The sequence below is a fragment of the Actinoplanes philippinensis genome, from assembly GCF_900113015.1.
In the GTDB taxonomy this organism is placed as follows: domain Bacteria; phylum Actinomycetota; class Actinomycetes; order Mycobacteriales; family Micromonosporaceae; genus Actinoplanes; species Actinoplanes philippinensis.
Genome location: NZ_FONV01000022.1, coordinates 18,678 through 36,942 on the forward strand (window position 1 = coordinate 18,678; position 18,265 = coordinate 36,942).

22 protein-coding genes are annotated in these 18,265 nt (G+C 70.6%); 13 read left to right on the plus strand and 9 right to left on the minus strand.

Going from position 1 to position 18,265, the window contains the following annotated elements:
* Nucleotides 1-16 precede the first annotated feature (16 nt).
* Nucleotides 17-892: a DUF5926 family protein gene (locus BM290_RS41180; protein WP_093621419.1), complete on the plus strand. Its 876-nt coding sequence runs from the start codon at nucleotides 17-19 to the stop codon at nucleotides 890-892.
* 54 nt (nucleotides 893-946) lie between these two features.
* On the opposite strand, the gene BM290_RS41185 is transcribed toward BM290_RS41180, so the two are convergent.
* Entirely contained in the window at nucleotides 947-2,131 is a 1,185-nt protein-coding gene (locus BM290_RS41185) for an arginine deiminase (RefSeq protein WP_093621420.1), read from the minus strand.
* Nucleotides 2,132-2,391: 260 nt separating this feature from the next.
* Between BM290_RS41185 and BM290_RS41190 the strand changes: the two genes are divergently transcribed.
* The 5 genes from BM290_RS41190 (at nucleotide 2,392) to pheA (ending at nucleotide 5,701) form a co-directional block, all read left to right on the plus strand.
* Nucleotides 2,392-3,108: a hypothetical protein gene (locus BM290_RS41190; protein WP_093621421.1), complete on the plus strand. Its 717-nt coding sequence runs from the start codon at nucleotides 2,392-2,394 to the stop codon at nucleotides 3,106-3,108.
* A gap of 74 nt (nucleotides 3,109-3,182) precedes the next feature.
* On the plus strand, nucleotides 3,183-3,644 hold the full coding sequence (locus tag BM290_RS41195) for a PAS domain-containing protein (RefSeq protein WP_093621484.1): 462 nt from the start codon (nucleotides 3,183-3,185) through the stop codon (nucleotides 3,642-3,644).
* 83 nt (nucleotides 3,645-3,727) lie between these two features.
* Nucleotides 3,728-4,114, plus strand: a complete 387-nt coding sequence (locus BM290_RS41200; protein WP_093621422.1) for an ACT domain-containing protein — start codon at nucleotides 3,728-3,730, stop codon at nucleotides 4,112-4,114.
* A 24-nt stretch (nucleotides 4,115-4,138) separates the two neighbouring features.
* Nucleotides 4,139-4,714 (plus strand): hypothetical protein, encoded by a 576-nt coding sequence (locus BM290_RS41205; RefSeq protein WP_093621423.1) that lies wholly within the window; start codon nucleotides 4,139-4,141, stop codon nucleotides 4,712-4,714.
* A 45-nt stretch (nucleotides 4,715-4,759) separates the two neighbouring features.
* On the plus strand, nucleotides 4,760-5,701 hold the full coding sequence (pheA, locus tag BM290_RS41210) for a prephenate dehydratase (protein ID WP_093621424.1): 942 nt from the start codon (nucleotides 4,760-4,762) through the stop codon (nucleotides 5,699-5,701).
* A 6-nt stretch (nucleotides 5,702-5,707) separates the two neighbouring features.
* Here pheA and BM290_RS41215 read toward each other — a convergent pair whose 3' ends face one another.
* The 3 genes from BM290_RS41215 to BM290_RS41225 all read right to left on the minus strand — a co-directional run bounded on the left by BM290_RS41215 (nucleotide 5,708) and on the right by BM290_RS41225 (nucleotide 7,325).
* The gene (locus BM290_RS41215; RefSeq protein WP_093621425.1) at nucleotides 5,708-6,445 is read right to left on the minus strand and encodes an AIM24 family protein; all 738 of its coding nucleotides are present in this window, start codon (nucleotides 6,443-6,445) and stop codon (nucleotides 5,708-5,710) included.
* Between the two features lie 42 nt (nucleotides 6,446-6,487).
* Nucleotides 6,488-6,829 (minus strand): metallopeptidase family protein, encoded by a 342-nt coding sequence (locus BM290_RS41220; RefSeq protein WP_177320118.1) that lies wholly within the window; start codon nucleotides 6,827-6,829, stop codon nucleotides 6,488-6,490.
* 67 nt (nucleotides 6,830-6,896) lie between these two features.
* Entirely contained in the window at nucleotides 6,897-7,325 is a 429-nt protein-coding gene (locus BM290_RS41225) for an OsmC family protein (protein ID WP_093621427.1), read from the minus strand.
* 68 nt (nucleotides 7,326-7,393) lie between these two features.
* Here BM290_RS41225 and BM290_RS41230 point away from each other — a divergent pair, with 68 nt between their 5' ends.
* From BM290_RS41230 to BM290_RS41245, 4 genes are all read left to right on the plus strand, one after another.
* Nucleotides 7,394-8,062, plus strand: a complete 669-nt coding sequence (locus BM290_RS41230; protein WP_143134127.1) for a hypothetical protein — start codon at nucleotides 7,394-7,396, stop codon at nucleotides 8,060-8,062.
* A 55-nt stretch (nucleotides 8,063-8,117) separates the two neighbouring features.
* Nucleotides 8,118-9,371, plus strand: a complete 1,254-nt coding sequence (serS, locus tag BM290_RS41235) for a serine--tRNA ligase (RefSeq protein WP_093621485.1) — start codon at nucleotides 8,118-8,120, stop codon at nucleotides 9,369-9,371.
* Nucleotides 9,372-9,479: 108 nt separating this feature from the next.
* Nucleotides 9,480-10,289 (plus strand): HAD family hydrolase, encoded by an 810-nt coding sequence (locus BM290_RS41240; RefSeq protein WP_093621429.1) that lies wholly within the window; start codon nucleotides 9,480-9,482, stop codon nucleotides 10,287-10,289.
* Nucleotides 10,289-11,083, plus strand: a complete 795-nt coding sequence (locus BM290_RS41245; protein ID WP_093621430.1) for an HAD family hydrolase — start codon at nucleotides 10,289-10,291, stop codon at nucleotides 11,081-11,083. Before BM290_RS41240 ends, BM290_RS41245 begins: the two co-directional genes overlap by 1 nt.
* 614 nt (nucleotides 11,084-11,697) lie before the next feature.
* Here the strand turns inward: BM290_RS41245 and BM290_RS41250 are convergent.
* Nucleotides 11,698-12,261, minus strand: coding sequence for a bacterial proteasome activator family protein (locus BM290_RS41250; RefSeq protein ID WP_093621486.1), 564 nt, complete (start codon nucleotides 12,259-12,261; stop codon nucleotides 11,698-11,700).
* Between the two features lie 52 nt (nucleotides 12,262-12,313).
* Nucleotides 12,314-13,144: a dimethylargininase gene (gene ddaH / locus BM290_RS41255; RefSeq protein ID WP_093621431.1), complete on the minus strand. Its 831-nt coding sequence runs from the start codon at nucleotides 13,142-13,144 to the stop codon at nucleotides 12,314-12,316.
* 68 nt (nucleotides 13,145-13,212) lie between these two features.
* On the opposite strand from ddaH, the gene BM290_RS41260 reads away from it, so the two are divergent.
* Complete coding sequence (locus BM290_RS41260) at nucleotides 13,213-13,674, plus strand: Lrp/AsnC family transcriptional regulator (RefSeq protein WP_093621432.1); 462 nt, start codon at nucleotides 13,213-13,215, stop codon at nucleotides 13,672-13,674.
* Here the strand turns inward: BM290_RS41260 and BM290_RS41265 are convergent.
* The 3 genes from BM290_RS41265 to mobA all read right to left on the minus strand — a co-directional run bounded on the left by BM290_RS41265 (nucleotide 13,671) and on the right by mobA (nucleotide 15,681).
* Complete coding sequence (locus BM290_RS41265; protein WP_093621433.1) at nucleotides 13,671-14,753, minus strand: T3SS (YopN, CesT) and YbjN peptide-binding chaperone 1; 1,083 nt, start codon at nucleotides 14,751-14,753, stop codon at nucleotides 13,671-13,673. The two genes, BM290_RS41260 and BM290_RS41265, sit on opposite strands and share 4 nt — an antisense overlap.
* A 92-nt stretch (nucleotides 14,754-14,845) precedes the next feature.
* Nucleotides 14,846-15,085, minus strand: a complete 240-nt coding sequence (locus BM290_RS41270) for a DUF6457 domain-containing protein (RefSeq protein ID WP_093621488.1) — start codon at nucleotides 15,083-15,085, stop codon at nucleotides 14,846-14,848.
* The gene (mobA, locus tag BM290_RS41275; protein WP_275413310.1) at nucleotides 15,082-15,681 is read right to left on the minus strand and encodes a molybdenum cofactor guanylyltransferase; all 600 of its coding nucleotides are present in this window, start codon (nucleotides 15,679-15,681) and stop codon (nucleotides 15,082-15,084) included. Before mobA ends, BM290_RS41270 begins: the two co-directional genes overlap by 4 nt.
* An 82-nt stretch (nucleotides 15,682-15,763) precedes the next feature.
* Between mobA and fdhD the strand changes: the two genes are divergently transcribed.
* Both fdhD and BM290_RS41285 read left to right on the plus strand, forming a co-directional pair.
* Nucleotides 15,764-16,594 (plus strand): formate dehydrogenase accessory sulfurtransferase FdhD, encoded by an 831-nt coding sequence (gene fdhD, locus BM290_RS41280; protein WP_093621434.1) that lies wholly within the window; start codon nucleotides 15,764-15,766, stop codon nucleotides 16,592-16,594.
* A 38-nt stretch (nucleotides 16,595-16,632) separates the two neighbouring features.
* Entirely contained in the window at nucleotides 16,633-18,261 is a 1,629-nt protein-coding gene (locus tag BM290_RS41285; RefSeq protein WP_093621435.1) for an alkaline phosphatase D family protein, read from the plus strand.
* Nucleotides 18,262-18,265 lie beyond the last annotated feature (4 nt).

An 18,265-nucleotide genomic window follows, 5' to 3' on the forward strand; every position in this document is an offset into this window, starting at 1 on the left:
CTTACCCTGGTTCCCCGTGAGCAAGCGTCGCAAGTCCCGCGAAACCGCACCGAAGACGAAGGTGCGCGACATCTTCGTCGCCCGCCCGTTCGAGGGCCTGGCCGACGAGACGGAATGGATCGCTCTGCGCGAGCTGGTTCCGGCCGCGTCCGCGCCGCTGACCCTCAAACCGGAGATCGTCGAGGAGTACGGCGACCGCTCGGTCACCCTGTCGACGGTGCTGCCGATGGCGTGGCCGGCCATGTCCCGCCGCGACGGGAAGGTCTTCATCGGCCTGCAGCGGCACGTCCAGTCCGGGGACGTGTCCCGTGACCTGGCCGTGGCGATCCTGGGCGCACTGCAGACGGAGCCCGGCAACACGGTGTCGGTGCCCGCCCTGCCCGGCGAGGGCCTGCGCCTGCAGGACATCCTGGTCGACAGCCCGCTCGAGATCACCATGCACGAGGGCTTCGAGTACTGGCTGGACCCGGAGCAGATGCAGGACGCCACCGTGAAGGCGTCCCTGGAGCGGGCCAACGCCTCGATCTACCCGACCGTGCGGCTGTCCTCGGCCAAGGCGGCGTACTGGTGCCGTGTCGCCCCGGACAAGAGCCACGTCCGCTGGGTGCTCGGCGAGCCGGAGGACCAGGCGCTGAACGCGCTGTCCCGGCTGTCCGCCGCGGGCGACCTGCTGCTCGGCGAGGACACCAAGTTCGCCGGCATGTTCCGGGCGCACGGCCTGCTCGTCCCGGTGTGGGACGTGCCGGGTGAGCCGGAGGGCGCCGAGTTCGAGGCGGCGCTGGCCGACTTCGCCAAGCGCTACTCGGACATCCTCGCCGTCGACGAGCCGCTGGACGCCGCTGCCCGCCGCGCCAAGCAGGGCCTGATCGGCCGCCAGCTCACGCTGCGTTGATTTCGTGGGTACGGCCGGGTGCTCCGGCCGTACCCCGCGAACCGGTCTTGATCTTCATCGCAGTGGATCACGTTGGATGGGGCAGCTCATGCAGCGTGGCCCGCCGCGGCCCGAGCCCAGCTCGGATCCGCTGATCCGGACCACCTCGATGCCGGCCCGCTCCAGCTGGGCGTTGGTCTCGACGTTGCGTTCGTAGGCGACGCAGAGCCGGGGCGCGATGGCGAGGGTGTTGTTGCCGTCGTCCCACTGCTCCCGCTCGGCGGTGACCGGGTCCAGGCCGGTGTCGATGACCCGGAGCCGGTCGATGCCCATCGCGTCGGCGGCCGCCTCCAGGAACGGGCGCGGCGGCCGGACCCGCAGTTCGTCACCGTCGCCGGTGATCGTCCACGCCCGCAGGCTGTCGGCGAGATTCGGATACATCACCACGGCGTCGACGTCCACCATGGTGCAGACGGTGTCCAGGTGCATGGTGGCGCGTTCCTGCGCGATCGGCACGGCCAGCACGGTGTGCGCGAGGCCGGCCGCGATGACCCGCTGGGCGAGCCGCTCGGCGCCGGCCGGGGTGGTCCGCTCGCCGACGCCGATGGCGAGCACCTCCGGCGCGAGGACCAGCACGTCACCGCCCTCGACGTGCTCCAGCGACGGGTCGAAGAGCAGCTCGGCGCCGGCGAACCGGGGATGGTGCCGGTAGATCGCGTGAGTGAGGGTGGTCTCCCGGCGGCGGGCCCGCATCGCGAGGCTGGTGACCGCCACCCGGTCGCGCACCCACACCGACGAGTCACGGGTGAACAGCAGGTTGGGCAGCGGATCGATGACGAACTCGTGCCGGTCCATCATCTCGTAGACCAGACCGCCACTCGACTTGATCTCCTCGTGGGCCAGGCCGGCGACCAGGATCTCACCCAGTCGGCCGGGCTCCTGATCGGCCAGATAGCCGGCGACGACCGCACGCAGCGAGTCACCGAGCCGGCGGGCGGACAGGACACCGGCGGTCAGCTCGGCCCGCGCCTCGGGCAGCGTGAGGGTCTCGGCGAGCAGGTCGGCGAGGTAGAGCACCTCGACCCCACGACTCCGGAGCGCCTCGGCGAAGGCGTCGTGCTCCTCCTGTGCCCGGCTCACCCATGGAATTCCATCGAAAAGGAGCGAATCGTTGTTCCGTGGTGTGAGCCGTGCGAGTTCCCCTGACGGACGGTGCAGCAGTACGGTACGGAGGCGGCTGACTTCACTGTCGACGTACACACGCCAGACGTTAGTCCGTACCGAGCGCTATCGGGCCGTGACGTTGTGACTAGATCTTGGGACGGCCATGCATCGGCAGAGGGCGGGCGATAGCTTGGGAAGGTGCACATGCACCATCCGAAAGAAGATGTTGTCGTGAATGCGGCATTCATCCATACTCATTCCCCTTTCTTTCCCACCCACCGCCCTGTTCCGTAGGGACGCGAGCACGTACGGTAGTTGGAAAAGAGAGCCCGATTGACCTTTTGCCGGAGGTCGCAGTGACTGTCTTCCCCGCCCGCCCCGCGCTGCCCATGCCGTCACAAACGTCCACAGCCGTGGACCGAAGGCATCCGTCCTCTCTCGTGGACGAGCCGCCGCGCATCATCACACCCACCGAGTGGGCGCGCCGCCGTCGCGCCGAGCGTGGCGTCCGCCGCCTCGAGGCCGCCGGAGCCCGCGCTCTCACCAGGCTCGACCGTCTCGGGCCCAACTGGCACATCGTGGACTGGCCGCGGACCGATGTCTCGCAGGCCTACTACGAGCCCAACCCGGCCGACGAGCGTGCCGGATTCCTCGCGATCGGCCCCGGCGGCGTCTACGCCGTCACCGTGGTCGACCACGGCCGGTCCCGCGTCCTGATCGCCGGAGACGTGGTCCAGATCAACGGGAAGCGCCCGGAGTACGTGGTGGAGGCCCGCAAGGACGCCCGCCGTGCCGCCAAGGCGCTCACCTCCGTGGTCGGGCTCAACGTGCCGGTGACCGCCGTGCTCACCTTCGTGGGCAACGGCGTGATCAGCGTCCACGGCCTGCCCAAGGACTGCCTCGTCTCCACCGACAAGGAGCTCGACCGCCTGCTCATCGCCGGTGGCGCCAAGATCTCCCCGTCCACGGCGAACAAGCTGTCCGCCGTCGCCCACCATCCGGGCACCTGGTCGAACTACTCTTCGTACAGCAACGGACAGACGGCCGCTGACAAGCGGCTGAGCCGCCGGTAACGTTCCTTGCGACGCCATCGCGGGCCGGCGTTCTGCGCCGGCCCTGCGATGTGAAGAGGAGCGAGGAGGAGCCGGTGGCGCATGTTGAGCTCTCCCTCTCGGGAGCGTTCGTCCCCCAGGCCCGGACACCGTCGGAGGCCGAGTTCATCACCAGCGTCGAGCGCTGGACGATGACGGTCGCGGCGGCCGACGAGCCCTGCCTGGTGATCGACGTCGAGGGCTCGATAGTCGCGGTGTCCCCATCCGGGAGCGAGTTGCTCGGCCTGGGCAAGCCCGCCGACGCGGTCGGCCGCCGGCTGAACGCCGCGGTGCACCTCATCGACTTCACCGCGGGCGCCGGCCGCTTGGAGGACCCGGAGGCGGAGAACATCCCGCCACTGCTCGCCCTGCGCAGTGAGCGGCTGGCCCGTGGCCTGATCCGGGTCGTCCCGGGCGAGGGTGAGGCCCCGCTGACCGTCGACGCGATCTCGACTCCGCTGATGGCCGGCGACCGGGTCGGCGGGACACTGACCTTCCTGTCCCCGGTACGGTACTGACGTCCCTTTTGTTCCGTACGGTGTGTCCTTTGCCGCACGTGGCAACCGTTGGACGTTACAGATCCGCAACGTAGTCTGCGAACATGCTCGATCTAGACCTGTTACCGGGTGAATACGCGGTGTGTCGGCTTCCGGCCGGTTCCACCCTGCCCGCCTCGCTGACCGCAGGTCCGGACGACAAGAGCGTCATCTCGGTGACGTGGGGTGTCGACGAGCTCTCGGTCATCTGCCCCAACGACCGGGTGCCGGCGGACGCGGAGGTCGACACGGCGTGGCGATGTCTGCGCGTGGCCGACCTCACGCTGGCCATGACCGGCGTGCTCGCGTCTCTGGTCGGGCCGCTCGCCGAGGCTCGGGTCAACATCGTCACCTTCTCGACCTTCGACACCGACTATCTGCTCGTGCCGACGGTGCGGCTGACCGAGGCGGTCAACACGTTGACCGCGGCCGGGCACCGGATCGCCAGCTGACGATTTCGCTCCTACCATGAGCGCGTGTCCCCCCGCACACGTCTGCTCCCGCTGGCCGCCGGCCTGCTGCTGCTGAGTGCCTGCGGCGCCCCGCCCGAGGAACTGCCGGCCTCGCCGCCGCTGCCGCGCGCCGGTGGCAGCCTGCCCGCGGGCAGCGTCCCGGCCGGTGGCCTGCCGCCGCCGTCGATCTACTCACCGCCGCCGGTGGCCACCCCGTCGTACCCGTATCCGACGAGCACGTACACGTATCCGACACCCCCGACGGTCCGGCCGACGACCACACCGCCGACCACCACGACCGGGCCGACGCCGTCCTACGCTCCCCGCTGCTCCGGGGAGCCGACCGCCGCGCAGATCGTCACCCTGGCCGAGAGCAGTCCCGCCGTGCCGGACGAGAACGTCAGCGTGCTGGACGGGCCGTATTGTGCGAGCGGCTGGAGCTTCGCCACGGTCGGGATGACCGGGGCCGAGCCGCTGTTCGTGGTCGCCACCGGCACCGGGGCGACGCTCACGCTGGTCACCGTGGGCACCGACGTGTGCAACCCGACGGTGAAGACGCGTGCGCCCGCCGGGATCAGGGCGATGGCCTGCGGTTCCTGAGGTCGACCGGACTCTCGGGACCGCCGGTTGACTAGACTTCCGGGAATGCCCGGTACGCCGCCCACGCGCTTCGCCTACCTCGGTCCCGAGGGCACCTTCACCGAAGCGGCCCTGCGCACCATTCCCGCGGCTGAGCGCGGTGTCCGTACCCCCGCGCGCAGTGTTCCCGAGGCCCTCGAGGCGGTCCGGGCCGGCGAGGCCGACGCCGCGCTCGTCCCCCTGGAGAATTCGGTGGGCGGCGCCGTCCCGGTCACCCTCGACGAGCTGATCACCGGCAGCCCGCTGATGATCACGCGGGAGGTGCTGCTGCCCGTCGAGTTCGTGCTCGCCGCCCGCGCCCTGACGCCCCTCGCCGCGATCCGCTCGGTCGCCGCGCACCCGCAGGCGTCCGCCCAGTGCCGGCGCTGGCTGCAGGCCAACGTGCCGGACGCGATCGTCGTCGACGTGCTCTCCAACGCGGCGGCGGCGATCAGCGCGGCCGCCGGCGAGCACGACGCGGCCCTGTGCGCGCCGATCGGGGTGGGCCGTAACAATCTGACCGTGCTGGCCGAGAAGGTGGCCGACCGCGCCGAGGCGGTCACCCGCTTCGCCCTGCTCACCCGGCCAGGGCCGCCGACCACGCCGACCGGCGACGACGTCACCTCGCTGGCCGTGTCGATCCGGCACGACCAGGTCGGCGCGCTCCTCGCGGTGCTCACCGAGCTGGCCGTGCGCGGTGTCAACCTGTCCCGGATCGAGTCCCGGCCGACCGGGGAGCAGCTGGGGACGTATGTCTTCTTCCTCGACTGCACCGGGCACGTGGCCGAGGCCCGCGTCGGCGAGGCCCTGCAGGGCCTGCGGCGTATCTGCGCGGAGGTCCGGTTCCTCGGCAGTTACCCGAAGCACCGCCTCCAGCCGGAGCCACCGGTGCCGGCGCCGCCGGGCCTGTCCGACCGCGACTTCGCCGACTCGGCGGCCTGGCTGGAGGGCCTGCGCACCGGAGGCTAAGGGACCCTAGTCGTCGAAGAGGTCGCCCAGGATGCTGCCGCCGCCACCGGACTTCTTCTCGGCCACGCGGACCAGGCCGCCGGGCGGCTCCTCGGACGGCTGGACGATGACGAAGCCCTGACCGGCGAAACTCATCGTGAAACGCTCGCCGGTGCTGCGGCCCAGCAGGGTGCCGAGGTTGAACTGCTCGGCCTTGTGGAAACCCGTCTGCAGGCTCGCCGACCACGCGATGGCGGCCTGTGGGTCGACGTAGGTGGGCTGGTCGACGTTGAGCACCACGGGCGTGCCCCGGGTGGTGACCGCGATCCGGCCGTGCCCGCTGAAGACGCAGTTGAACAGGCCGGCGCTGGAGAACATGCCGGCGCCCTGGACCATCCTGATGTCGTAGTTGAGCGTCGAGTCGAAGGCCAGCACGTTCGCCCCGTTGATGGAGAGGGCGTCGCCGGGCTCCAGGTCGATCAGGTGGATGTCGGCCGCGTTCTCGGCGAGGAAGACGTCGCCGTTGCCGCGGATCCGCATCAGCGGGACACCCTCGCCGGTCAGTTTCTGCTTGAGGAACTTCCCGAGGCCGCCGGAGCCGAGCGCCTCGAACGTCACCTGCCCCTGGTAGGCGACCATCGACCCGGTCCGGGCCAGGAATTCACCGTTCAGCTCGGCCTTGAGGAGCTTGGAGTTCTGCAGCCGCAGACCCGGCTGGCTGTGCTCTTTCTCCAAGTTGTCAGCTGAGAAGAGTTCGCTGCGCATGCCGTCGAGGGTAGGACCGCCCGACAAGCACGGGCGCCGGAATCAGCCCCAGCCGAGGTCGTGCAGACGCTGGTCGTCGATGCCGAAATGGTGGGCGATCTCGTGGACGACAGTCACGGCCACCTCGTCGACCACGTCCTCCTCGGAGTCGCACATCTTGAGCGTGGGCAGCCGGAAGATGGTGATCCGGTCGGGCAGCGCGCCGGCGTAGTCCCAGCCGCGATCGGTCAGCGCGGTCCCCTCATACAGCCCGAGAAGGTCGTCGCCACCGCCCGGCGGCAGATCCTCGACCAGGAAGACCACGTTGTTCATGAGCGACATCAGCTCGACGGGCACCTCGTCGAGCGCCTCGCCCACCAACTCCTCGAAGCGTTCAGGACTCATATCGACCGGCACACAACCATTGTGCCCGGGTCCCGGCGCGGCCACTCCCGGCCGCGCCGGGCGAGGGTCAGGCGAGCTTCGCGACCAGGCTGATCTCGGCGCCCGGCTTCAGCAGCCGCGAGATCGGGCAGTTCTCCTTGGCCGCCTCGGCGAGCTCCTGGAACTGTGCGTCGTCGATGCCGGGGACATCGCCGACGGTCTCCAGGTCGATGCGGGAGACGCCGAACCCGGCGTCGGTCTTGTCCAGGTGGACCTTCGCCACGGTCTCCACCGAGGTCGGCGTGAAGCCGGCGTCGGCGAGGCCCTTGGAGAAGGCCATCGAGTAGCAGCCGGCGTGCGCGGCCGCGATCAGTTCCTCGGGGTTGGTCCCCTCGCCCTCCTCGAAACGCGACTTGAACGAGTAGGCGCCGGAGAGGCCACCCTTGCCGGTCTTGACGGTGCCGGAACCCTCGGTGAGGTTCCCTTCCCAGCGGGCTGAAGAAGAACGAATAGGCATGTGCAGAACGCTATCCGATATGCCGCCCGTTGGTTCGCAGACCGGGCCAGGGGTTCATCATGGACGGCATGGAGGAGTCGGTCATCGCTTTCGGCGGCACGGAGAAACCCCGGCGGGCGATCTTTCGTGACCTGGGGCGAGACCGGCGGCTGCCGTGGCTGGCCGCCGGTCTCGGCGGGGTCGCGGCCTTCGGCTCGCTGGTCTCCGAGTGGCAGGCGACGACGGTCAAATACATGAACGTCGTGAGCACCGAGGGCGAGACGCTCGCCGAGGACCGGGTGCTCACGGCCGACCTGATGTCCCTCGGCCCGATGGGGGCCGGCTATCTGGCCGGGTTGCTGCTCCTGGCGGTGGCGGTCGCGCTCACCCTGTCCGGTCCGGCGCCCGGCCGGGCGTACGCGAGGGTCGCCGGTTTCGCTGTCGGCGGCGTCCTGCTCGCGCTGGTCCTCTCGCTGACGCACCGGTTGAGCGGCGCCAGTCTGCAGCTCGCGGACCCGTTCGGGTTCGTCGAGTCGTCCGGCGTGGAGGTGGTTCGGATCACGCTCGGCCGGGGCCTGTGGTGCGCGGCGGCTGCCGCCGGTCTCGCGCTCGGCGCGCTCGGCATGTCCGCGCGGTCCCTTCCGGCCTACCGGGAGCCGCCGGCCACCGTGGCCGATGACGTGCTGGAGATGACCATCACACCGGCCACGCCGTTCGCGGGCCACCCCGGTGAGCTGGACCAGCCGCACCGATCGTGACACCGGGGGATATCCGGGTGATGACCGGACCCGGACGCCGGTAGGCTCGACAACCGTGATTGACCTGCGTCTGCTTCGTGAAGACCCCGACCTGATCCGCGCCAGCCAGCGGCTGCGCGGTGAGTCCACCGAGCTCGTGGATGCTCTGCTGAGTGCCGACGAGGAGCGCCGGGCCGCCACCCAGCGGTTCGAGACCGTCCGGGCCGAGCAGAAGTCCATCGGCAAGGAGGTCGCGAAGGCTTCCGGGGACGAGCGGGCGGCGCTGCTTGCCCGTACCAAGGATCTCGCCGTTGAAGTGAAGGCGGCCGAGGCCGCCGCGAGCGAGGCGGAGCAGGCCCTGCGGCGGGCACACCTCACCGTGTCGAACGTGGTGGAGGGCGCGCCGCCCGGGGGCGAGGACGACTTCGTCGTGCTCCGCGAGGTCGGCGACATCCCGCGGATCGACAACCCGAAAGACCACCTGGAGATCGGCGAGGCGCTGCGCGCGATCGACACCGAGCGTGGCGCGAAGGTGTCCGGGTCGCGCTTCTACTTCCTGACCGGGGTGGGCGCGCTGCTCCAGCTCGGCATGCTGCAGCTGGCCATCCAACAGGCGGTCGAGCACGGGTTCATCCCGTCGATCACGCCGACCCTGGTGCGCCCCGAGTCGATGGAGGGCACCGGTTACCTGGGCGCCCACGCCAGTGAGGTCTACCGGCTGGAGGCCGACGACCTCTACCTGGTCGGCACGTCGGAGGTAGCGCTCGCGGCGTACCACTCGAACGAGATCCTCGACCTGGACGGGCCGCGCCGCTACGCCGGCTGGTCGTCGTGTTACCGCCGGGAAGCCGGGTCGCACGGCAAGGACGTGCGGGGCATCCTGCGCGTGCACCAGTTCGACAAGGTGGAGATGTTCTCGTTCTGCCGCCCGGAGGACGCCGCCGAGGAGCACCAGCGCCTGCTCGCCATGGAGGAGGAGATGCTGGCCAAGGTCGAAATCCCATACCGGGTGATCGACGTGGCGGCCGGCGACCTCGGGTCGAGCGCGGTCCGCAAGTTCGACTGTGAGGCGTGGGTGCCGTCGCAGCAGCGGTATCGGGAGGTCACCTCGACGTCGAACACCACCACGTTCCAGGCCCGGCGCCTCAACGTGCGGTACCGGGACGAGAACGGCAAGCCGCAGACCGCCGCGACCCTCAACGGGACCCTCGCGACGACCCGCTGGCTGATCCCGATCCTGGAGAACCACCAGCAGCCGGACGGGTCGGTGCGGGTGCCCAAGGCGCTCCAGCCGTTCCTCGGCGGCCGGGACGTGCTCGAACCGGCTTAATCGAGCGGCTACCGATCGGCTACCAGTTGTCATAGATGCTGGTAGCCGATCGGGTGTACCGTTCTCCTTCCGCCCTCCGCGGGGGTCAGTCGACCCACGGAGGTCTCGATGAAGCCTGGGCTCCCCAAGCTGATCGCCACCGACCTGGACGGCACTCTCGTCCGCAGTGACGACACCGTCTCGGCGTACACCCATCAGGTCCTCGACCGGGTCCGGGCCGCCGGCATCCGGATCGTCGCCGCCACCGGCCGAGGCCCGCGTCTCACCTCGCTCACCCGCAACGACATCCGTGTCGCCGACTTCCTGGTGCTGGCCCAGGGCGGCTGGGTGCTCGACCTCGAGGACTCCCGCTACCTGCGCCAGGCCCGCCTGCCCGGCCGGGCCCTCGGTGACGCGCTCGGCGCGCTGGAGTCGGTGGCCGGCCCGCTGTCGGTCATGTTCGAGGCTCTGGAGCACGACGACTCCCCGCTCTGGGGCGACTACGACCCGACCTGGCGCTACCCGGTCACCGTCGAGTCGAAGACCCGCGCCGAGTGCCTGTCCGGCGAGGTGATCAAGGCGTTCGCGCGGTCGTTCGCGCTCGACGTCGACACGCTGCTGGAGCTGGCACATCGGGTGGTGCCGCCGGACCTGGCGACCGTCACCCAGGCCGGCCTCGACTACGTGGAGATCTGCCCGGCCGGCGTCGACAAGGGCACCGGCCTGTCGGTGGTGGCCGAGTCCGTCGGCGTCGACCCGTCGGACGTCCTGGTCTTCGGTGACATGCCCAACGACCTGCCGATGTTCGCGTGGGCCGGCTGGGGCCGGGTGGCCGTCGCCAACGCCCACCCGACGCTGCTGGCGGTGGCCGACGATGTGACGCTCGCCAATGACGAGGACGGGGTGGCGGTCTATCTGGACCGGCTATTGTCGCGGTGATGGGTTCCTTTCGTTTGGTCGCATCCGACATCGACGGCACGCTGATCACCAGCGAGCGGGTTCTCAGCCCGCGCACGCTCGACGTCCTCGGCCGCGTTCCGGTCCCGGTGGTCGTGGTGACCGGCCGTCCGCTGCGCTGGCTCGGCCAGCTCTACGACCAGTTGCCGGCACCGCTGCCCGCCGTCTGCGCCAACGGCGCGGTGATCTACGACCCACACACCGACTCCGTCGTGCGCGCGTCGCCCCTCCCGGTCGAGCTGCTGCTCGAGGTCACCAAGACGCTGCGTGACACCGTGCCGGACATCTCCCTGGCCGTCGAGGTGGAGGACGGGCGCGCCTTCCTCCACGAGGACACGTGGACGATCCGGTGGGAGCACGACCACCGGGTCCGGGTGATCGCCGCGCCGGAGGAGCTGACCTCGGCGCCAGCGGTCAAGCTGCTGGCCCGCTCGTCGACCGCCGATCCCGACGACTTCCTGGAGCTTGTCAGCCATGCGCTCGGTGACCGGGCCGAGGCCACCCGGTCGTCGTCGTCCGCGCTCGTCGAGATCTCGGCGGCCGGGGTCACGAAAGCGGCCGGCCTCGCCTGGTATTGCGAGCAGGAAGGCATCACCGCCGACCAGGTCGTCGCCTTCGGCGACATGCCCAACGACATTCCGCTGCTGAGCTGGGCCGGTCGCGGCGTCGCGGTCGGCAACGCCCATCCGGCGCTCCGCGCGGTCGCCGACGACGTCACCGGCACCAACGATGCCGACGGCGTCGCCGAATACCTCTCGTCCCTGTTCAACCTCTGACCGTTCGGTACGGGTGGGGCCGCCCTTCGCGGCACTACCCCGTCCCGTAGCTGCCGCGCGACGTCCGCGGCGGTCCTGATCGCAGCGCGGCCGCCGGGCTCATGCGACGGCCGCAGCCTGCGCACGCCGTCCCGTAGCTACCGCGCGACGTCCGCTGTGGTCCCGACCGCAGCGCGCCCGCCGGGCTCATGCGACAGCCGCAGCCTGCGCACGCCGTCCCGTAGCTACCGCGCGACGTCCGCTGTGGTCCCGACCGCAGCGCGCCCGCCGGGCTCATGCGACAGCCGCAGCCTGCGCACGCCGTTCCGACCGCAACGCGCCCCGCGCTCCCGGACCGCAGGCAACCCGGTATTCGGCTGCCCCTTCAGAACTGTCCCAGCGGGCCGAACACAGCGCTCACAGCCGGCCGGGGTCTCGGCTCGATACAGCACCGCGACCGGCTGTTTCGGCTCGGCGAGGACAGCTCCTACGGCTGGCGTAGCCTTGGCGGCAGTGGGCTGCGGTGGGCCGACGCATCAGCCCGGCGGGCGCGCTGCGGTCGGGACCGCCGCGGACGTCGCGGGGGAGCTACGGGACGGGAGGAATCGGCGAAGGGCGGTGTCGTCCGTACCGAATCAGAGGTATTGTCCTGTATTTCCCAGAATGTCGGACTGGCCCTGCTTGCCGGGGATGACGCCGCCCATCGGCAGTGCCGGGCGTCCGGGGACGCCGCCGCGCATCTGCTCGAGCTGGAGGCGCGCGGCCATCTGCTGGGCGACGAGCGCGGCCTGGATGCCGTGGAAGAGCCCCTCCAGCCAGCCGACCAGCTGGGCCTGGGCGATGCGCAGCTCGGACTCGCTCGGCGGGGTCTCGCCCTCGAACGGGAGGGAGAGGCGCTCGAGCTCCTCGCGCAGCTCGGGGGCGAGACCGTCCTCGAGCTCGGTGATGGAACGCTGGTGGATCTCCCGCAGCCGGCCGCGGCTGGCCTCGTCGAGCGGAGCGGCCCGCACCTCTTCGAGCAGCTGCTTGATCATGCTGCCGATGCGCATGACCTTCGCCGGCTGCTCGATGAGGTTGCCCGGCTCCTCCGGAGTCAGGGAGCCGTCCGCCTCGACCGTGCCCATCGGGCGGCCGTCGGGGCCCACGACGATGACGGAGCCGTCTTCCTTGTGCTCAGTGGTGCGGGTGTCGTCGGTCATGCGATCCATCTTTGCGCACGGCTTCGAGCGATGCTCGTGTGGTCGGTGCGCTTCAGGGCCGTAGTTCGGCGACGGCGCACTTGACGCTCCCACCGCCGCGCTTCAGCTCGGACAGATCCACGTGGACGGGCAGATATCCGGCGTCTCGCACCTTGTGTCCCATGGCCACTGCCTCCGTGTTGAGAATCACGTGCCGGCCATCGCTGACGAGGTTCAGGCCGAAGGCTTCGGCGTCCTCCCGGTCGGCGAGAACGGCGTCCGGGAAGAGCTGGGCGAGCACCCGCTGAGAGGCCGGCGAGAAGGCGCCCGGGTAGTAGGTGACGTGCCGGTCGTCGAGGGCGGCGAGCGCGGTGTCCAGGTGGTAGAAAGCCGGGTCGACCAGCCGGAGCGAGACCACCGGCCGGCCGAGCGCCTCCTGGGCCTCGGCGTGCGCAGCCGGGTCGGTACGGAACCCGTAGCCCGCCAGGACGATGCCACCGTAGGCGCCAGGCAGGTACGCGAAGTCGCCCTCACCCTCGTTGACCTGCTCCGGAGCCACGAACCGCCAACTCTCGGCGGCCAGGTAGAACGCCTGGTGCGCGAGGGCCTCGGCGGACCGCTGCGGGTACTTGAACCGGGCGCCGTAGACGGTGCCGTCGACGGAGAAGGCCCCGTTCGCCGAGTAGACCATGTCCGGCAGGCCGGGCTCGGGGTCGAGGACGTGCACGACGTGACCGAGGTTGACGAGCGTGGTGCGGAGTTGCTCCCACTGCTTCAGCGCGAGGCCGGAGTCGACCGCGACAGTGGTGTCCATCCAGGGGTTGATGGCGTACTCGACCGTGAAATGCTCAGGGGGACACATCAGATATGTCCTGTTTCGCGGCAAGCGCTCCGTGTAGCTCATGAGGTTAAAGAGTAGGTAGGCTGCGTTGCAGCAAACAGCTCTAAATCTTGCTCCTCGGAGGCGAATCGTTGCAGATGGACGCCGTCGACCAGCGAATCGTTGCGTTACTCGTCGCCGATGCCCGCGCTTCGTATGCCGAGATCGGCGCCAAGGTCTCGCTGTCCGCCCCCGCGGTGAAAAGGCGTGTCGACCGACTTCGATCCAGTGGCGTGATCAAGGGATTCACGGCCGTCATCGAGCCGTCCGCGGTCGGATGGACCACCGAGGCGTTCGTCGAGCTGTTCTGCACCGGGCGGACCACACCGGCACAGATCACCGTGGCCACCCGGCGGCATCCCGAGGTGGTCGGCGCCTACACGGTCTCCGGGCAGGCGGATGCGCTCGTGCACCTGCGGGCGGCCGACATCGGGCACCTGGAGCAGGCGCTGGAGCGGTTGCGGGCCGAGCCGTTCGTGACCTCGACCCGCAGCATGGTGGTCCTGTCGCGGCTGGTCGAGACCCCGGCCGCGATCCCCGCGGGCAACCCCTAGAGGTACATCCCCGGGCGGTGGCCCTCGTCCTCCTCGGCCTTCGGCGCGGCCGGCTTGTCGCCCTCACCGAAGAAGCGCTTGCCACCGAACTCGCCGTGCAGCCGGTCATCGAGCTCGTCGGCGAGCCCGGTCATCACCTGCACCGCCAGCATCAGGTGGATCGCCTGGAAGTTGCGGCCGAACACCGGGATCGACGCCCACACCGTGTCCTGCGCGCAGTAGAGGCGGCCGATCGGCATGCGGTTGGTCAACTCGGACAGCTTCACGTAGAGCTGCTCGGTCGGCTCGACCTCGGTCAGGATGGGCGAGAAGACGTCGACCAGCGGCGGGTTGTCGCGCACCCGGACGAAGACCATCGCCGAGCCGGCCCGGATGCCGATGTCACCGTCGGCGTCCACCTGGAGCTGGTCGATCGTGGTCTTGGACATGGTGGCGACGACCGTGCGGACCCGCTCGTCCAGCGGGACCACGTCCTCGGTGACGCCGGCGAGAGCACGGTTCAGCGCGTCCTCGTCGTCGAGCGCGTCGAGGGCGATCTCGATGCTCGGCTCGTGCCGCGCGGTACCCAGCGGACTCGCGTCGATCGGCTCGTCCTCGTCGTCGTGCACCAGATAGACCAGGAAGGCGGGGTGCGGGGCGCCGTAGACGTCACGCAGCGTCCGGGTGACGGCGGTGGCCAGCGCGCCGACCTTGTCCTGAGCGGTGCGCATGCCGAACGAGTCACCGGACCCGGCCAGCACCCCCGGCGGCGACCAGCCGAGCGCGACCAGGTCGGCGACGGCGGCGCGATCCATCCGATACTCCTGCGGGAGCGCCGCGTTGCCGACCGCGAGCGCCTCGACGACGCCGTCGGCCAGGACCCGGATGCTAACCGAGTAGACCGCGGTGCCGGTGCCGGAGGCGGTGGGATCGAGGGTGAGATCGACATACGACCCCGGGGCCAGCGTCGGCAACAGCCCGGCCAGGGCACTGGCGAACTCACGCCAGGCCTGGGTGACCTTGGCCCGTAGGTCGGCCGTGGTCGGCTCGTCGAGCAGCACGCCCTCGTATGTCTCGCCCGCGGCGCCTTCTGCCGTCATGATCGCACCTCCGTTCCCGTCACCCTATCGAGCGACGGCGGGCCGTGGACGCCCGTCCCATCCCTATCCGGAATGTCCAGGGTGGAAGCGCTTCAGCCGGCGGGCGTGGCACGGCGCAGAGCCAGCGCGCTGATCTTGGCAGCGGCTTCGGCGGGATCGGCGCCCGCTCCGACGGCGAGGCCCAGAAGGTAGGCCGAAACCGGCGCTCCCGGCCGCAGCACGTTGTGTGCCACATCCCGCGCCACGTCGAGAACCTCCTTCACCGGCACCACCGACCCGTCCAGCCCGAGCTCGGCGCTGACCTCGGCGACCCAGTCGTCCATCTCGCTCATCGAGCCCACTCCTCAGCCGTCCGCAGGTCGTCGTCGGTGTCGCAGTCGAACCAGGGTGGCGGCCCCGGCCGGCGCCAGGAGACCTCGGCCACCCGGGCATGCTCCAGCAGCGCCCGCACCGGCGCGCCGTGCAGACCGCCCCGGGACTCGGCGACCCGCGTGAGCGCGGCCCGCAGCCCGGCCGTCCGCCACACGCCGCAGAGGGTCTGCAGGTGCCCGTCGGTGTCCCGATAGACGGCGCCCTCCATCGGCGCCGACTCCAGCGTGAGGCGCAACACATCGACCGCCTCGCCGGTCAGCAGCGGCAGATCGGCGGCGAGCAGCGCCGTGTAGGTCACGTGCGCCGGCACCAGGGCCAGGCCCGCCGAAGCGGCCGCAACCGGCCCGCCACCAGCGGGGTCCTCCCGGGTGACGTGCACCGGGACGGGGAAGTCGGTGGGTATTCGCCCGACCACGACACGGGGGTCGGCGTCGTGCACCGCCGCCAGCACCCGGGTGAGCATCGACTGGCCGGCCACCGTCAGGGTCGGCTTGTCGGCACCGCCCATCCGCCGTGCCGCACCACCGGCCAAGACCACCGCCGCGAATCCCCCCACCCGAGTACCGTATCCCGAGCGGGTGGCGGGTGTGACCACGCGCTCGGTTCGACGCCTTCAGGGGACCCCGTAAGCTCCCGCTATGAGCAGGACCGCGAGCCGTCGCTCGGTGGTGACCGTCGATGTCACCGCGCCGTCGGGCAGCAGCAGGAGCCGCCAGGACCATCTCGCCGCCGAGGAGCCGTTGGAGATCCGGGTGCGGAAGCGGCCGCTCGCAGTGACCATGCGCACACCGGGGCACGACATCGATCTGGCGATGGGGTTCCTGCTCAGCGAGGGTGTCATCGGCGAGGCCTCGGATGTGACGACGGCACAGCTCTGCGCCGGCACGGACACCCCCAACACATACAACGTGGTGGACGTGGTCCTCGATCCGAGCGTGCCGCCGCCGGTGACCGATCCGAGCCGCAACTTCTACACCACCAGCTCGTGCGGGGTGTGCGGCAAGGCCAGCATCGACGCGGTGCGGACGAAGTCGCGTTTCGATGTCGCCGCGGATCCGCTGGCGATCCCGGCGACGACGCTGGCCGCGCTGCCGGCCAAGCTCCGGGCGGCTCAGCGCACCTTCGACCGCACCGGCGGCCTGCATGCCGCCGGCCTCTTCACCGCTGCCGGCGAGCTGCTGGTGCTGCGGGAGGACGTGGGCCGGCACAACGCGGTCGACAAGGTGCTCGGCTGGGCGCTGCGCGAGGGTCGCCTGCCGCTGACCGGTCACGTGCTGCTGGTGTCCGGGCGGGCCAGTTTCGAGCTGACGCAGAAGGCGTGGATGGCCGGGCTGCCCCTGCTGGCGGCCGTCTCCGCGCCCAGCACGCTGGCGGTCGAGCTGGCCGAGGAATCCGGCATGACACTTGTCGGATTCCTTCGCGAACCGAAGATGAACATCTACGCCGGGGCTCATCGCGTCACCGTCTGATCAGTTGTCGTTAACCCGGATCGCCAACGCTTCGACGTATGCCGATTTCTCGCCGTGCCCTGCTGACCTCGGCCGCCGGCGCCGCCACCGTCATCCCGCTGGCCGGAGCCGCCACGCCGTACCGGGGTCCGCTGCGGACCGACCCGTTCACCCTCGGCGTCGCCTCCGGTGACCCGTCGCCGGACGGTTTCGTGCTGTGGACCCGTCTCGCCCCGTCGCCGCTGGCCGAGGACGGTCTGGGCGGCATGCCGTACCGCACCGTGCCGGTGGTGTGGGAACTCGCCGCCGACGAACGGTTCCGCAAGGTCGTCCGCCGGGGTGTCGCCCCGGCCCGCCCGGATCGCGCGCACAGCGTGCATGTCGAGCTGGACGGGCTGGCGGCGGGCCGGGAGTTCTTCTACCGCTTCCGGGCCGAGCGCTGGATCTCGCCGGTGGGCCGGACCCGTACCGCACCGGCGCGCTGGGCCCGTGAGCCGGAGCTGGCGATGGCGTTCGTCTCGTGCTCCCAGTTCGAGCACGGCTACTTCACGGCCTACCGGCGGCTGGCCGAGGACGCGCCGGACCTGATCCTGCACCTGGGCGACTACCAGTACGAGTACGCCCCGGACACCTACAACATCCCCGGCGGCAACCCGCGCGACCACGAGGGCCCGGAGACCGTCACGCTCGCGAACTACCGGCAGCGGCACGCCCAGTACAAGACCGACCCCGACCTGCAGGCGGCACACGCCGTCGCGCCGTGGGCGGTGGTGTGGGACGACCACGAGACCGAGAACAACTGGGCCGACGAGGTGCCCGAGCAGCCCGACCCGAACTTCCTGGCCCGCCGCGTCGCCGCGTTCCAGGCGTACTACGAGAACATGCCGCTGCGCCGCGCCTCGGTCCCGAAGGGCATCGACATGCAGTTGTACCGGCGGCTGCACTGGGGCCGGCTGGCCACCTTCCACATGCTCGACACCCGGCAGTACCGGGACGACCAGGGCTGCGACGACGGCTACAAGGACTGCCCGGCCGCGTCCGACCCGGCCCGTACGATCACCGGCGCCGAGCAGGAGGCGTGGCTGCTCGACGGATTCCGCCGCTCGACCGCGCGCTGGGACATCCTCGGTCAGCAGGTCTTCTTCGGGCAGCGGGACAACAACTCGGGCCCGCAGAAGGTGCTGAGCATGGACTCGTGGGACGGATACCAGGGTTCGCGGGACCGGATCACCCGTGGCTGGGTGGATGCCGGTGTCCGCAACCCGGTGGTGCTCACCGGCGACGTGCACGCGCACTGGGCCGACGATCTCAAGCTGGACTGGAACGACCCGACCTCGCGGACCGTCGGCACCGAGCTGGTCTGCTCGTCGATCACCTCCGGCGGTGACGGGGCCGACGTGGCGAGCGGCAACCACAGCTGGGCGGCCTGGAACCCGCACCTGCGGTTCTACAACAACCAGCGCGGTTACGTCCGGACGCGGATCACCGCCGAGTCGATGACCGCCGACTTCGTGGTGCTGCCCTACGTCACCAGGCCGGGCGCCGCGGCACACACCCGGGCCACCTTCGTGATCGAGGACCGGGTCCCGGGCCTGCACAAGATCGCGGACAACCCGACGCCGGGTGTCGCTCAGCGCTCCGCGGCCCCCGCCGAGGACACCGTCCGGCAGGAGACCGAGCGCCCCTGACCGG

Bases quoted from the DNA above. Each gene is read 5' to 3' on its own strand.
- BM290_RS41245 (WP_093621430.1), top strand. From the start codon at position 10,289: ATGGGTTCCTTTCGTTTGGTCGCATCCGACATCGACGGCACGCTGATC.
- BM290_RS41230 (WP_143134127.1), top strand. From the start codon at position 7,394: ATGGAGGAGTCGGTCATCGCTTTCGGCGGCACGGAGAAACCCCGGCGG.
- BM290_RS41250 (WP_093621486.1), bottom strand. From the start codon at position 12,261: ATGACCGACGACACCCGCACCACTGAGCACAAGGAAGACGGCTCCGTC.
- BM290_RS41200 (WP_093621422.1), top strand. From the start codon at position 3,728: ATGCTCGATCTAGACCTGTTACCGGGTGAATACGCGGTGTGTCGGCTT.
- BM290_RS41265 (WP_093621433.1), bottom strand. From the start codon at position 14,753: ATGACGGCAGAAGGCGCCGCGGGCGAGACATACGAGGGCGTGCTGCTC.
- ddaH (WP_093621431.1), bottom strand. From the start codon at position 13,144: ATGAGCTACACGGAGCGCTTGCCGCGAAACAGGACATATCTGATGTGT.
- BM290_RS41225 (WP_093621427.1), bottom strand. From the start codon at position 7,325: ATGCCTATTCGTTCTTCTTCAGCCCGCTGGGAAGGGAACCTCACCGAG.
- fdhD (WP_093621434.1), top strand. From the start codon at position 15,764: ATGAGCAGGACCGCGAGCCGTCGCTCGGTGGTGACCGTCGATGTCACC.
- BM290_RS41215 (WP_093621425.1), bottom strand. From the start codon at position 6,445: ATGCGCAGCGAACTCTTCTCAGCTGACAACTTGGAGAAAGAGCACAGC.
- BM290_RS41285 (WP_093621435.1), top strand. From the start codon at position 16,633: ATGCCGATTTCTCGCCGTGCCCTGCTGACCTCGGCCGCCGGCGCCGCC.
- pheA (WP_093621424.1), top strand. From the start codon at position 4,760: ATGCCCGGTACGCCGCCCACGCGCTTCGCCTACCTCGGTCCCGAGGGC.
- BM290_RS41220 (WP_177320118.1), bottom strand. From the start codon at position 6,829: ATGAGTCCTGAACGCTTCGAGGAGTTGGTGGGCGAGGCGCTCGACGAG.
- BM290_RS41270 (WP_093621488.1), bottom strand. From the start codon at position 15,085: ATGAGCGAGATGGACGACTGGGTCGCCGAGGTCAGCGCCGAGCTCGGG.
- BM290_RS41240 (WP_093621429.1), top strand. From the start codon at position 9,480: ATGAAGCCTGGGCTCCCCAAGCTGATCGCCACCGACCTGGACGGCACT.